Origin of the sequence: Glaciecola punicea ACAM 611 (assembly GCF_000252165.1) — a bacterium.
In the GTDB taxonomy this organism is placed as follows: domain Bacteria; phylum Pseudomonadota; class Gammaproteobacteria; order Enterobacterales; family Alteromonadaceae; genus Glaciecola; species Glaciecola punicea.
The window spans coordinates 117,606-131,702 of sequence record NZ_BAET01000033.1; the positions used below are offsets into that span (position 1 = coordinate 117,606).

The window sequence follows — 14,097 nt, forward strand, 5'->3', positions numbered from 1 at the left end:
ATGGCTGACGAACCACAACCGCAAGACGAACCGCAAGATGCACAACAGCAGCAAGAAGTTCAATTTAACGTGCAGCGCATTTACACCAAAGACATTTCATTTGAAACGCCTAACTCTCCTAGCGCTTTTCAAAAAGAATGGAAGCCTGAAATTAAACTCGATATTGACACGCGCACGCAAGAGCTAAGCGCTAATTTATTTGAGGTCACGTTGTCAGTTACGGTAACTGCTACCAACGACGGCGACACCGCGTTTTTATGTGAAGTGCAGCAAGCAGGGATTTTCGCCATTGGTGAAATGCCCGCTAATAACAAAGCACATATGCTGGGTTCTTACTGTCCGAACCTGTTATTTCCGTATGCACGTGAAACGGTGTCTAACCTTGTTAACCGGGGTACTTTCCCAGTGCTTAACTTAGCGCCAGTAAATTTTGATGCTATTTTTACGCAGTATGTGCAAAAACGTCAAGAAGAAGCCGCCAAGCAGGCGCTAGAAAGCGATGATAATGCACCACCGAAATTAGACTCTTAAGCTCTACAGGGCGACAGCAAACAACGCTGTCGCTATTAAGCAAATAGCCAAGGAAACCTCTTAGTGACGACACTTTCGCACAACATTACGGTTTTTGGAGCCGGCTCATACGGCACAGCCTTGGCTTTTTGTTTATCACGTAACAAACATAAAACCTATCTGTGGGGCCGAGATCCAAGAGCAATTGCCCACATGCAAACGAGTCGCTGCAACGCCAAATATCTGGAAAAATTTACATTCCCAGACGCGCTCTTTCCTACTTCACATTTAGAAGAAGTCATTAACGACAGCATGTATTTGCTAGTCGTGGTGCCAAGTCATGCTTTCGCCGACATGCTAGGCTTAATAGCGCCGTTTATTGGCCCTCAACATAAAGTCATTTGGGCCAGTAAAGGATTAGAGCCCGGCACCGGGCGTTTATTGCAGCAAGTGGCACAAGACATATTGCCTGAAAGCACCGCACTAGCGGTGCTTTCAGGCCCAACCTTTGCTGCTGAAATGGCGGCTGGCTTACCTACCGCCATTACCTTGTCAAGCACATGCGATAATTTAGGCGCTGAGTTTGCGGCTTTGTTACACGACCCTAAACGCTTTAGAGTTTATTTGAACAGCGATTTAATCGGAGTACAGTTAGGCGGCGCCGTTAAAAACGTAATCGCCATAGGCGCTGGACTTGCCGATGGTTTAGGCTTTGGTGCAAATGCTAGAACCGCTTTAATCACTCGGGGCTTAGCCGAAATGAAGCGCTTGGGGCTGGCCTTAGGCGCACAAAGCGAGACCTTTATGGGCATGGCATGTTTGGGCGATTTAGTCTTAACCTGCACCGACAATCAATCGCGCAACCGCCGCTTCGGGCTCGCTTTAGGCCAAGGTTTAAGCGTTGAAGACGCAATAGACAGCATAGGCCAAGTAGTTGAAGGTTATCGAAATACCGACGAAGTAAACATACTGTCAAAGGCGCAAGGTATAGAAATGCCTATTTGCGAGCAAATTTACAAAGTATTATACGAAAAAAAATCTGCTAAGGAAGCCGCTATTGCATTACTAGGACGCGAGCAAACTACCGAGTAATATTGAACTAGCGACTTTGCTAGTAGTAACGCAGCCACACTAATGCGAGGCTCTGCCTTTATTTTTGGCGTCTACCAATGCGCTAGCACGCATTCTCAAATCCTAGCTGGCGCCAAGATTCATATACAAATACCGCCACCGCATTGGATAAATTCATGCTTCTGCTGTTAGCGCTCATAGGAATGCGCACCCGGCACTGCGGCGGCAATGACATAATGATATCACTTGGCAAGCCGCGCGTTTCAGGCCCAAATAATAAGGCGTCACCTTTTTCATAGCTTACTTCATGATGAAAAGCTTTGCCCTTTGTGGTGCACGCAATCACGCGCTTGGGCTTTTGAGCATTCAGATAGGTCTCTAAATTTGGATAACGCTTGGTGTCGGCAAACTCATGGTAGTCTAAACCCGCGCGGCGTACTTTCTTTTCATCCCAATCAAAGCCTAAAGGTTCAATTAAGTGAAGTTTGTAGCCTGTATTGGCGCATAAGCGGATTATGTTTCCTGTATTAGGGGGAATTTCTGGCTCAAATAGGACGACGTCTAACATGTGTGCTCACTTATTTCTTAGCAGCGTTGTATACGCCTTTTATTGTATCAGTTTGCAACGTAGGAAAACGCAGAAAATTGGTATACACTATTATTATTACGTAAATAAACATGTAGATACAGCTAGTGTTGAGCATGCTTCATCATTTTATCAGTAAAGGTTAGCACTAATAATATGGATACTCTTGTAAGCTTCGGCCAGCTATTTCTAGGGGGCTTTCAAACCCCAACCTTGGGTTTTTTATTGGGCGGTATGTTCATGGCAGCCATGGGGAGTCGCTTAAGTATTCCCGACCAAGTATACAAGTTTATTGTGTTTGTACTGTTGATGAAAATAGGGCTGCGCGGCGGCATGGAAATTCGAAATGCGAATTTGGCTGAGCTCTTACTGCCCGCTTTTTTTGCCGTGCTAATTGGCATTATTATTGTGTACGGTGGCAAAGTGGCACTATCAAAACTTCCCGGTATTCGCCCTGTCGACGCTATTGCAACCGCAGGACTTTTTGGCGCCGTTTCTGCGTCAACTTTTGCCGCAGCAATGCTACATTTAGACGACATTGGCATGGAATATGAGGCTTGGGTATCGGCGCTATACCCCTTCATGGATATTACCGCCTTGGTGCTCGCCATTGTATTAGCAAGGCTAGTCACTCAAAAAGAGGACAAAGCGAATGACAAGGAGGCACCAAAACACAAGCGCAAAGACATTAACATTCAAGCAATAGTGGTAGACAGTTTACGTGGATCTGCGCTGTCAGCGCTTATTCTAGGCTTACTATTAGGCCTACTAACCAAGCCAGAGCCTGTATATGAGAGTTTCTATAACCCTGTATTTCGTGGATTTTTGTCGATTCTCATGGTGATTATGGGTATAGAAGCTTGGCAGCGATTGAGTGAACTTCGCCGAGTTGCTCATTGGTATGCGGTGTATGCGGTTATTGCACCTCTTATGCACGGCGCCATTGCCTTTGGTTTTGGCGCTATAGCGCATCATTTAACCGGCTTTAGCCCCGGCGGTGTAGTGTTGCTGGCGATACTTGCGGCTTCAAGCTCAGATATTTCAGGGCCACCGACGCTGCGCGCGGGTATTCCTACCGCAAACCCTTCCGCCTTTATTGGCTCGTCTACCAGTATCGGCACACCCATTTGTATTGCCATAGGTATCCCCCTGTTCACCGAATTAGCCAAGGTTGTTTTTTAACGACACCCGCATAAAGGAAAATCATGAAACATAAAGCCACGCTACTATCTATAATGACCGAAAAGGTCTTTGAAGAGAATATTCTAGAAGTGCTTGAGCAAGAGGGCGCAAAGGGCTACACCATTTTTGAAGGCGGAGGCAACGGCTCGTTTCACCTGCATCCAGCACAGCATGCATCCATGGTAGACGAATTTAGGATCGTGAAAATAGAGGTCATCGTATTGAGTACTGATACCGCTAATAAAATTGCTAAACGCTTAATGGAAGAATGCTTTAACGAGCAGCCGGGTATTGTCAGCTTAAGCGACGTACAAATATTCAGAGCGCAAAAGTTTTAACGCATTATACTTAGAAAATGATGAAGCAGGCCGAGAAGTGCTAAGCGCATTGCATAAAGCATCACTGGCGAATAAAGCGCTTGAGCAAAGCTAGACGTATAAAGTTTGATTCAATTCTTAAACGGTTTATCTTGTTTAAGAAGGCTAGCGCGCAATAGACGAAGATCACGGTGACCATGTTTACTCAAATTAAAGCATTTATTAATCCTCGTAAAAATACGAATATCACGCAGGTGCAAGACTTTCAGCAAAAACATTTGCCCACTTTGTGGCTGCTGGGCAAAACTGGTGCGGGCAAGTCGTCGCTTATTCAATCCGTCACAGGCCTGTCGTGTGTGGAAATAGGCAATGGTTTTGAACCCTGTACGGTAAGCGCTCACGCCTACGATTTTCCGCAAGACAAACCAATAATGCGATTTTTAGACACGCGCGGCCTAGGCGAAGCTAACTACGACCCCAAAGAAGATTTAGCCGAAATGGCTAAGCAAGGCAATGCGGTTGTAGTGTTAATGAGAGCTGAAGAGCCAGAACAAAGCGCAGTCTTAGCGGCTTTAAAACAGATTAGAAAAGATAAAAACATACGCCACTTACTCCTTGTTCATAGCGCAGTTTTGCTCAGTAGCGACAGCGATAGGGCACGTCAAGTCGCTTTTAATGAGGAGCAGGTGCGAGGTGTTTGGGATAAAGACTTTAGTACGGTGAGTGTAGATTTTGAAGTCCCCAGCGGGGGTATCTATAACGAGGACTTGTTGCTGTCTGAAATAAGCAATATATTACCGCTTGTTGGTTTATTGATTAACGATAAAGCCCACTGCACCATGGAAAGCAATAACTTTGCACAGGTTCAAAAAGAAGTTCTTTGGTACTGTGGTAGTGCCGCAGCGAGTGATTTAATTCCTGCTATTGGCTTGGTGTCGGTCCCCGCTATTCAAGCCAAAATGTTGCATAGCTTAGCCAAACAGTACGACCTAGTATTCAACACGCAAACTTTTGGTGAGTTAATTGGGTCTTTGGGCAGTAGCTTTGCTCTTAGCTATTCGACCAAACTTGGGGCAAGGCAGTTAATCAAGTTTATTCCCGTTTATGGGCAAACGGTGGGAGCAATTGCCGCTGCGTCTATGAGCTTTGCGACCACCTATGGCTTAGGGCGCGTTGCCTGCTATTACTTCTATCGTAAACAAAAAGGGGAAGACGTATCGCCAGAAAAAATGCAGGACTTGTACAAAAAGGCCTTCAAAAAAGGCAAAGCAGCAGCCAATTATGATGAAAACAGTCGGCCATGAATAAAATCAAACAGCTTTTTGTAGTCCTCACGAAAATGTCAGGTGGCCGCTGGGGTATCGCTGTGGTGTCTGCTGTATTGCCTGTTTTGGTATTGATTGTGTTTGCGCTGTTTCTTGCCATTAAGTACGACTATATATTGTTACTTTCGCTCATTATCGCGTTTAGCACCTTGCTTATCAGCGTGCCTTTGTTTGTTATTGCTTGCAACAATAAGAAGAAAAAAGATGACGTTACCTTAAACACAGCGCAGGTAAGCGACGCCTTGGTAGCAAGATCACAGCAGTGGTCGCAGAACGAAGTGATTATTTGGGAAAAAACCAAACTTAAATCGCAACAGCTATTGCTAGAAAAGAATGAGTGGAGTGAGCTTGACCAAGTGGGTTTGGATATTCTGGCGTTTGTGGCAAGCGAATTTGGTAAAAAGGCGTTAGATTTTTCGATTCCAGAGGGATTACAGCTCGTTGGAGAAATAAGTCGCCGCTATAAGAACGTTATAGAAGCGCATATTCCTGGCGTTGAAATGTTAAAAGTGTCGCACTTAAAAGAAGGCTATGCGGTTTACGAGCAATATGGAGAGCTAGGCGGCAAAGCGTTAAAAATAGCTATTTGGGCAAACTATGCCAAAAACTTATACTTGAATCCCGCAAAATTTGCTGCTGACCTTATCAAAGATCAGTCCACATCGTCTATGACAAAAGGGTTGGTTGACAACATGCAAAGCCAGGCCAAGCAAGCGCTTTTAGATGAGATTGCAAGCGTGGCTATTGACCTTTATAGCGGCCGCTTTAGTTTTGAAGAAGAGGACGTGACTGCCTCAAGCATCGTAGCCAAGGATGAAACACGCTTTGCGTTAGCGCTAGAGCCAATACGTATAGTGTTTGTTGGTCAAACAAGCGCAGGGAAGTCGTCCATTATCAACCTCATTAAAGAGCAGCTAGTAGCTGAGGTTGACGTATTACCGTCAACCGATACAGCCACTGTCTACGAGGCTGTATTAAACGACATCCCAATACGTGTGATTGATCTGCAAGGTTTAGACGGTGACACTAGCACCCAACAGGCAATGCTTGATGAAATGACGCAAGCTGACTTGATCATGTGGGTGTTAAAAGCAAATCAGCCTGCGCGGGCGCTAGACAAAACCTTGAAAACTGCGTTTGATGCCTACTATGCAAGTAACAAAAACATCTCTCGCAAAAAAGCCGCGCTCATTGGCGTAGTTAATCAGGTCGATAAACTTAAACCTGTTGACCAATGGCAGCCGCCATACAATATTGCAGAGCCCAACTGCGCCAAGGCGAAGATAATTAAGCAGGCGCTTGAGTTTAATCAAAAAAAATTGCACTTTGATGCTGTTGTAGCCTTGTCTATTGCACCTGACAAAGAAAGCTTTGGCGCACAAGAGCTTAAGTTCGCCATGGGTGAAGCTATCGAAAATGCGAGTAATGTGCAGCGAAACCGTCAGCGAATAGAAGCGATGGGAAAAGGCATTGCGCTTAGACAGCAAGTTAAGCGAGCGTTTCACTCGGGTAAAAAACTGTATCCTAATATTTTAAGAAGTGCAGCACCTGACATTAGCGATTTTGTGATTAAGAAGCTTAGAAAATAAAAGGCCTTTGCCGCGTTTATTTAGTCAGCTCAAGCAAGGCATATAGAAGAAGTAGTATCTTATACATTTAGTTTTTTGCCCCACTTAGCATCTTTACTGTGCTGTGATGCCTAGTGATTATGGTCGCTTTCTATAAAGTCATATATATTGCTAAGCACCATTGTTCTTGCCTCGTCTTGTTCAAGCAGTAACTCATGTTGTGCATTAGCCACCTTAACCAACGTGGCGTTTGCTAATTGTGCGACAAACTGAGTCATTTTCTTATTATCTACGATACGTTCTTGCTCAGCTTGAAACACCAACGTAGGCAACATAATGCTTGATGCTTTAAGACGCAAGTCGCGCATTGCAGTAATAGCCTGCTGCATCCATGTAAAGCTAATTCCCCCCAGCTGATTCTGTGAATAAAGTGTCATCATGTCTCGAAAAACACCGTAGCGTAACTCACTGTTTGTCAGCTTATTTTCATTAAAAGAACCAGCCTCATAGTTAGTTTGACCCCATAAATAACCTAGGGGCAAGCCAAAAAACGCTCTTATGCCTAGCACCGTTTTCACCATTAAATACGTTAAGGATTCACTTACCGGGATCAGTATGCCAAGCATTGGGGCAGTCATCACTAATTTCGTAAATACCGTTGGATGAGCCAACACATACATGCTGCCAATTGCTCCCCCCATTGAATGGCAAAAAAGGATTTTCTGTAAGTTGCCTTGATTATTGTCAGTTAAAAGAGGATTGAGCACATTTTCGATTACTTCATGCAAATCTTCAACATAGTCATTGAAACTTTTTACATAGCCTATGTGGGGATTTGGGAGCAAACGAGTAGATTGGCCCTGTCCTTGATGATCAAGCATAAATACCGTGTACCCGTTTTGGTACAGCTCGTAGATAAACTCCGCATATTTTACTAGAGATTCTGAACGGCCTTGTGAGATAACAATACACTTGCTGGCCGATGCATTAATCACATAACCATAGAAAGTATCTACTGCACTGCGTTGTTGCCAAATGCCGGTGCGTACTTTCTTATTAAAAAACGCCATAAAGTCTGTCTGAGGATAGGTGCTTACCTTATTTTCAAGGCTGATATAGTAAGTCAATTGGCGTGCCTTAAAATGATGTTGAAAATAAAGGGATCGATAGTAAAGGGGTCAGGTCCAATGACTAATTCAACCTGCCCCCTTTATTTTACTACTAGTTCAGCTTATATTCACCCCCCAATAAATTAGCAATAATATGGCTTACCCAAATGACGAAAATTACACTGCTTGATGGCGGCATGGGACAGGAATTACTGCGCAGAAGCTCACGTTTGGCGACGCGCTTATGGTCTGCCGATATTATGCATAATGAGCCCTCATTAGTGCGCGACCTTCACCGTGATTTTATCCTTGCCGGCGCGCGCGTTATTACACTCAACAACTATACCGCAACCCCAGAGCGCTTAACGCGAGAAAATGTTCCCGAGCAGCTCGAGAGCCTGCATAGCGCGGCGATACGTGCAGCCACGCAAGCGGTAGAAATTGCACAGTGCGACGGAGTCAAAATAGCAGGCTGCTTGCCCCCCTTAGTAGCAAGTTATCAGCCAGAAGTAATTTTGACTTACCCTGAAGCGCTAGCCAGCTACCGCCGCCTTGTGCAACTGCAGTATAATGCGTGCGACGTGTTTTTATGCGAAACCATGGCATCTATTGCCGAGGCCAGCGCGGCATGCACCGCGGGTGTTGAAAGTGGAAAACCTGTATGGGTTGCACTAACCGTCAGTGATAGCCACTTTGGACTGTTGCGCAGCGGCGAGTCGTTAACCAAAGCGGTGGCTGTTCTGTCGTCTTTGGGCGCTCACGCAATCTTGTTAAATTGCAGCCAGCCTGAAGCAATAAGCGCGTGTTGGCCTGACTTGTCGTGGGCAGCTAAAACAACAGTAAACGCAAGTGGGCAAAAAGCCAGCCTACCAAGCCATACTTTGGAAATTGGTGCCTACGCCAACGGTTTTGTATCTATAGACTCTTTGCATCCTGGTGTTACGGTTGACGTACTTGAAGCACGCATGGACTTAAATCCCCAAGAATACGCCGAAGTTGCCATGCAATGGGTAACAAATGGCGCCTCAATTATTGGTGGATGCTGTGAAATTGGGCCGGCGCACATACAAGTTTTGCATGATAGCTTGTGTGAAAAAGGCTATCTTGTTTGAAAAAACGAAAGGGGTGAGGTCTACTTAGTTTCCCTACTGCCTCCCCCTCACGGCAGATGCCACACATGCTACAATTACGAAGATGAGTGACATTAATAAAGCCAGTGAAATGGTAGTCATAAGCGCAGGGTTTGTTTCAGGGCCGAAGGTAGCGTCACCTATATAAAAGTGCATCATCAAATTGACTAAGCTCATGCCCACCAGATTTCCAATAGTGCGCGATAAATTCATAGATGCAGAGGCCACGCCTATTTCTTGTTGTTTCACCGCGCCCATTATCGCGCTGTTATTTGGGGTTGAAAATAGTCCAAAGCCGAGCCCTATAACACCTAAGGACACGCCAATGTACAAGGCGCTTGTATGCGTATCTAATTGATTTAATAGTACAAAGCCTAGCGCAACGATACTGCAGCCTAAGGTTGCAATTACTCTAGGTTGAAAACGATCAGAAAGCTTTCCAGCAAACGGCGCAACGATAGCCATTAGCAGTGCCTGAATAAGTAAAATTTGCCCAGCATAAGCAGGACCAAAGCCTTTGATATACTGCAGATATAAGCTGAGTAAAAAGATAATGGCGAAGTTGCTGCCATACATCAAAAACGAAGTAAACAATGACAAACTGAACACGCGGCTTTCACGAAACATTTGCACGCGGATCAAAGGCTGCTTGCTGCGGCTTTGATGCACAATAAAACTCGTTATACTTACCAACGAAATCAGCAACAAGAATATCCCTAAGGCACTTGGTAACTTACTCAGCCCATACACTAAACTAAAGGCAAACGTTGCGAATATGAGAGAGCCTATCCAATCAAAGCTCGAGTGAAGATCGTTTTTCCATTCACCATGAAGCTTACACTTAATGAATATAAGCAAAGCAATTATAAAGGGAATTTGAAAATAGAACACCGAGCGCCAGCCTAGCAATTCTGTTAACCAGCCGCCTATTGCGGGCGCCATTGTCAGACCAATATAGACGAAAGCTGCTAGCAACCCCAAGGCAGCCCCTCTTTTATTAGCGGGAGTGACCGAGGTAATAATGGCAACGCCGGTGCTAAATATCATTGCACCTGCTATGCCCTGTACGAAGCGCCAAAACAAAATCCAGTCAATATTAGTCGCTATTGCACACATAAAGGCGCTGAGTGCATTTAGCAATAGGCCTAATGCATAAATGCGTTTGCGGCCGTAATTATCAGCCAATTTGCCAAAAGGCAGCATAAAAGCAACACTAGCTAAAATATACAAAGTGGGCAACCAAGCAACTTTGGTGGCGTTGGCTTGTAAATCTTCAGCCAAAGCAGGAATAGCTACATTTACTGCAGCCATGCCCATGGGCGCTATAAGATAACCGGTACAAACCGCAATTAATGCAGTTGTCGTAAGAGAGAGTCGTGACAAATGTAAGTCCAGAAAATAAGAGGCTTAATGCCTATAGAAGAACTCGAAGCTTAAAAAAGATGTTGCTTTTATTAGCGCAAGCTTACAAGAAACGCCCACATTGTACCTTGCTTGAGCGGATAAGGCACATAAATGGCAATTTGCTAAGCGAAAACAAGTTTACAGAGTAACCAACAATATCAAACTAAGTCTTGGTTCTAGCAAAGCTTATACCTTTAAATATGTTGCAACATAATCTAAGAAACCGTTTAATCACGGCCACGATCGTGAGCAAGATCCAACTTGTCGCCGGCACGGCTAATTAGTTCTTTCAGGCATTTTACTGCCCATCAACTAATTTTTGCATAAGATAGGTATGCTGCAAAGCTAGGCGCTTGGCCGTTTCTTTCAGGTTGGCCGCTGCGCTGTGGCCGCCATCAATATTCTCGTAATATAGAAAATCGTGGCCTTGGTCTTCCATTCGCTTGGCCGTTTTGCGGGCGTGAGCGGGATGTACGCGGTCGTCTTTGGTTGACGTCACAAAAAAAACTTCGGGATAATCTGCCGCCGGGTCAATGTTATGATAAGGCGATATGTTACGCAAAAAGGCACCTTCAACCGGATCTTCAGGATCGCCGAACTCACCTACCCATGACGCACCCGCGAGCATGGTGTGGTAACGCATCATATCTAGCAAAGGCACGGCAATAATTACAGCGTTAAATAAGTCAGGACGCTGCGTGAACATAACGCCAGTAAGTAATCCGCCATTTGAGCCGCCTTCAATGCCTAAATGTTTTGCGCTTGTGATGCCTTTGTCAATGAGGCTTTGAGCCACCGCGATAAAGTCATCATATATGCGCTGACGCTGGGTTTTAAGACCTGCTTGATGCCATTTAGGGCCGTATTCACCGCCGCCACGGATGTTGGCCAACACGTACACGCCGCCGTTTTCTAACCACAGCTTGCCGCGCGTGGCAGAATAGCTTGGGTTTAACGATATTTCAAAGCCGCCATAGCCGTACAGCAATGTTGGGTTGCTGCCATCCATTTTAATATTTTTATTATGCACCACGAAATAAGGTACTTGGGTGCCATCAGGGCTGGTCGCAAAAAACTGCTGCGACACCATTTCGCTAGCATCAAACCAAGCCGGTAAATTTTTAGCTTTTGCTTTGTTCCCCGTGGCGGTGTTGTAAGTCCACAGCGTATCTGGTGTAAGAAAGTTTTCAGAACTGATAAACGCTATGTCTTCCTTGTCATTAGTGGCACCAATAGTCACGCTTGAGTTAGACGGAAAGTCGAGCTTACTTGAATGCCATTTACCGTTTTTGAAATCAAAGGCGTAAGCGGCGCTTACCACGTCACGCGAAATAGAAATTAAGAGCTTGCTTTTAGTCGCGCCTACATTATTTAGCGATGATTTTTCATCTGGGCTATACACAAGTGCAATTGTTTCAATGTTCCCGTCTTTCATAAAGTCGTGAATATCAAAACTAACAAGATCACCTGTTGTAAAACCGCGCCAGTCTTCATTAAGTTGCATTAGCACCTGATCTTTAAATGCACCATAAATATTCACTTTTTCAGGGATCGGCAATGCAATCGGCGCCTGTAGTTTGCCATCTAGCATAGGCACCCATTCATAACGCGATGTGAAAAAGGTCATAGAGCGGACATTCAGAATTTCGCGTGAACCGTCTTGAAGCTCGAAAGTACTGGCCCAATAGCCCACATCTACCAGTTCACCGCGGCCTATTTCAACAGCCTCAGATAAGGGCGTGCCCCGCTTCCAAAGTTTAGCCAGCATAGGATAGCCTGACGTGGTCATAGAGGCGTCTCCAAAATCAACGCCTATTACTACGTGATTTTCATCTAGCCACGACATTGTGCCTTTTGACTCTTGTGTCACAAAGCCCTCTTTCACCCATGTTTTTGTTTTTGTGTTGAATTCGCGGCGCACAACCGCATCTTTGCCGCCATCAGACAAATTAACAATACAGCGCTCGTAGGTGGGTCCTAGACAAGAATTGCCCTTGTATACCCAGTTTTTGCCTTCATCGTTTGCTAGCTTATCAAAATCTAATACGGTCTCCCATTTGGTTTGGGGTGAAAGATAGCTCTCAAGGGTACTTTTGCGCCAAACGCCGCGAACGTGATTTTCGTCTTGCCAAAAGTTATGTACTTCGCCGCCGCGATAAGACACATAGGGAATTTTGTCTTTCGAATTGAGGATCTCTAACGCGTCGAAACGCATTTTTTCGAAGCGTGAATCGGCCATTAATCGCTCGAGTGTGCGACTATTCCATCCTTGCACTTCAGCGAGTGCTCGCTCGCCCAACACTTCTTCTAAATAAAGGTGGTCGTCATCGGTTTTACCCGCTGTATTAAATACTAAATTTTTATAAGTCACTGTACTCACTTTTTCTTCAGAGGTGGTCGTTATGCTAGTATCGTTTATGGTCATTTGTGGTGATTTGTCTGAGCATGCCCAAAGGGCTAGGGTGCTCAACATGACGATACTTAGCGCAAAGGTTTTTTTAGTAAAAGGATATGTCATACGTTTTTTTTCGTTTAATTATCGCTAGTGGTGGGTAAAGCTTAAGAAAGAAAATATTTAGCCAAACCGCAAATGCACTCTGCCTACGGATGAATTTTTTTGACTCTTCCTACTTCGCCACTGTTTAATCTAACCTTTATACCATGGTGGTGATTCGGCGAGTTAGTCAGAATTTTTTCAATCACGCCGTCTGTTAAAGCGCCGTTTCTTTGATCTTGCTTAAGTACTATTGAAACAGTAGCGCCAATCGCTATATCTGCTCTTTTTGTAGCGTCCATTTAAAGTTCCTTATTCGCACCTAGGCAATTTGTAGGTCCAAAATCATAAGTATTTTGTATCCGTGTTTGAGTTTGAGTTTTCAGATTAATGAATTAAACGCAATGATAATGCCTATTGGCTTTGTGATTGTAGATCTTTGCGAAGCTGCTGATAGTAGTGTGCGGTATAACAGTTCTCATCCTTTTTAAGCTCTCTATCGCACTTACCGTAAAACTGACCAGAAGACCTTATGGACGCATTTTTTCCTGCTTAGCTACTTGCCTTAAGCGCCACGAGGTCAGCAGTAATATTGCGTTATCAACTCTTGATATTACGCCTATCCAGTGACGGAGTAAACAGTGAAAATATAGTAATACAAGCAACAGTAAGAGGCTCAAGGTGAATTAGAAAATAGTAAAGGCGCCCTTTATGCCTTATCCTTGCGAGTATAACTTCACCAAAAGCAAATCCATGGCTCTTAAACCCACCATTTATAAGTTAAACATTGCACTTGCCGACCTCAACAATCAGCATTACCCTACTTTGCACTTAACAATGGCTCAGCACCCATCAGAAACTAGCGAGAGGATGTTAGTGCGAATGCTGGCATTTTGTCGACACTCGCATGCTGACACACACGAGCTAATGCGTTTTACAAAAGGCTTAAGTGCAACAGATGAGCCCGACATATGGCACAAAGGTCTTGATGATGCTCTTAATTATTGGATAGATATTGGTGAGCCCAGCTTCGATAGAATGAAGAAGGCCTGTCGACTCTCAAAAGAAACATATTTATATAGCTTCAATAGCAAGTCGGCGGTGTGGTGGAAACAGAATCAAGAACAATTTACTAAACTGCCTATCAAGGTATTTAGCTTTGACTGGACTGACATTCAATCACTGGCAAAGCATGTTGGGCGCACAATGAATTGGTCAATTACGATCAGCGACGAGTCGTTTTTTATCAGCACTAACGAGACCCAGATTGAGGTGCCCTGGGTCAGCTTATTATGAATATTTATACAATTTAATTGCATATCTATTTTATTCCATTATCATGTACCTTCCGATTAAATAGTTGGCAAATAAGCCAATCTAAAAACTAGATAAGGTCAGGTG

General features: G+C 44.5%; 13 protein-coding genes. 8 read left to right on the forward strand and 5 right to left on the reverse strand.

Annotated elements, in window-relative coordinates:
• Both secB and gpsA read left to right on the forward strand, forming a co-directional pair.
• Positions 1-531, forward strand: a complete 531-nt coding sequence (secB, locus tag GPUN_RS12945; protein WP_006007551.1) for a protein-export chaperone SecB — start codon at positions 1-3, stop codon at positions 529-531.
• 63 nt (positions 532-594) lie between these two features.
• The gene (gene gpsA, locus GPUN_RS12950) at positions 595-1,602 is read left to right on the forward strand and encodes an NAD(P)H-dependent glycerol-3-phosphate dehydrogenase (protein ID WP_006007552.1); all 1,008 of its coding nucleotides are present in this window, start codon (positions 595-597) and stop codon (positions 1,600-1,602) included.
• Positions 1,603-1,684: 82 nt separating this feature from the next.
• Here the strand turns inward: gpsA and trmL are convergent, their stop codons facing one another.
• The gene (trmL, locus tag GPUN_RS12955; protein WP_006007555.1) at positions 1,685-2,149 is read right to left on the reverse strand and encodes a tRNA (uridine(34)/cytosine(34)/5-carboxymethylaminomethyluridine(34)-2'-O)-methyltransferase TrmL; all 465 of its coding nucleotides are present in this window, start codon (positions 2,147-2,149) and stop codon (positions 1,685-1,687) included.
• Positions 2,150-2,323: 174 nt separating this feature from the next.
• Here trmL and GPUN_RS12960 point away from each other — a divergent pair, with 174 nt between their 5' ends.
• From GPUN_RS12960 to GPUN_RS12975, 4 genes are all read left to right on the forward strand, one after another.
• On the forward strand, positions 2,324-3,349 hold the full coding sequence (locus GPUN_RS12960) for a sodium-dependent bicarbonate transport family permease (RefSeq protein ID WP_006007557.1): 1,026 nt from the start codon (positions 2,324-2,326) through the stop codon (positions 3,347-3,349).
• Between the two features lie 23 nt (positions 3,350-3,372).
• On the forward strand, positions 3,373-3,687 hold the full coding sequence (locus tag GPUN_RS12965) for a P-II family nitrogen regulator (RefSeq protein WP_006007559.1): 315 nt from the start codon (positions 3,373-3,375) through the stop codon (positions 3,685-3,687).
• A gap of 176 nt (positions 3,688-3,863) precedes the next feature.
• Entirely contained in the window at positions 3,864-4,970 is a 1,107-nt protein-coding gene (locus tag GPUN_RS12970) for a YcjF family protein (RefSeq protein WP_006007561.1), read from the forward strand.
• On the forward strand, positions 4,967-6,580 hold the full coding sequence (locus tag GPUN_RS12975; RefSeq protein ID WP_006007563.1) for a GTPase family protein: 1,614 nt from the start codon (positions 4,967-4,969) through the stop codon (positions 6,578-6,580). The genes GPUN_RS12970 and GPUN_RS12975 overlap by 4 nt, the downstream gene beginning before the upstream one ends.
• 110 nt (positions 6,581-6,690) lie before the next feature.
• Here the strand turns inward: GPUN_RS12975 and GPUN_RS12980 are convergent, their stop codons facing one another.
• On the reverse strand, positions 6,691-7,686 hold the full coding sequence (locus GPUN_RS12980; RefSeq protein ID WP_006007565.1) for an alpha/beta fold hydrolase: 996 nt from the start codon (positions 7,684-7,686) through the stop codon (positions 6,691-6,693).
• A 149-nt stretch (positions 7,687-7,835) separates the two neighbouring features.
• Here GPUN_RS12980 and GPUN_RS12985 point away from each other — a divergent pair, with 149 nt between their 5' ends.
• Entirely contained in the window at positions 7,836-8,780 is a 945-nt protein-coding gene (locus tag GPUN_RS12985) for a homocysteine S-methyltransferase family protein (protein ID WP_006007567.1), read from the forward strand.
• A 33-nt stretch (positions 8,781-8,813) separates the two neighbouring features.
• Here GPUN_RS12985 and GPUN_RS12990 read toward each other — a convergent pair whose 3' ends face one another.
• The 3 genes from GPUN_RS12990 to GPUN_RS13000 form a co-directional block, all read right to left on the reverse strand.
• On the reverse strand, positions 8,814-10,181 hold the full coding sequence (locus GPUN_RS12990; RefSeq protein ID WP_040521152.1) for an MFS transporter: 1,368 nt from the start codon (positions 10,179-10,181) through the stop codon (positions 8,814-8,816).
• Positions 10,182-10,500: 319 nt separating this feature from the next.
• Positions 10,501-12,720 carry a prolyl oligopeptidase family serine peptidase gene (locus GPUN_RS12995; RefSeq protein ID WP_006007572.1) on the reverse strand — a complete coding sequence of 740 codons (2,220 nt, stop codon included), beginning with the start codon at positions 12,718-12,720 and terminating at the stop codon, positions 10,501-10,503.
• An 83-nt stretch (positions 12,721-12,803) separates the two neighbouring features.
• The gene (locus GPUN_RS13000) at positions 12,804-12,998 is read right to left on the reverse strand and encodes a YwbE family protein (protein ID WP_006007574.1); all 195 of its coding nucleotides are present in this window, start codon (positions 12,996-12,998) and stop codon (positions 12,804-12,806) included.
• 451 nt (positions 12,999-13,449) lie between these two features.
• On the opposite strand from GPUN_RS13000, the gene GPUN_RS13005 reads away from it, so the two are divergent.
• Positions 13,450-13,992 carry a YaeQ family protein gene (locus tag GPUN_RS13005; protein WP_040521201.1) on the forward strand — a complete coding sequence of 181 codons (543 nt, stop codon included), beginning with the start codon at positions 13,450-13,452 and terminating at the stop codon, positions 13,990-13,992.
• Positions 13,993-14,097: the final 105 nt, after the last annotated feature.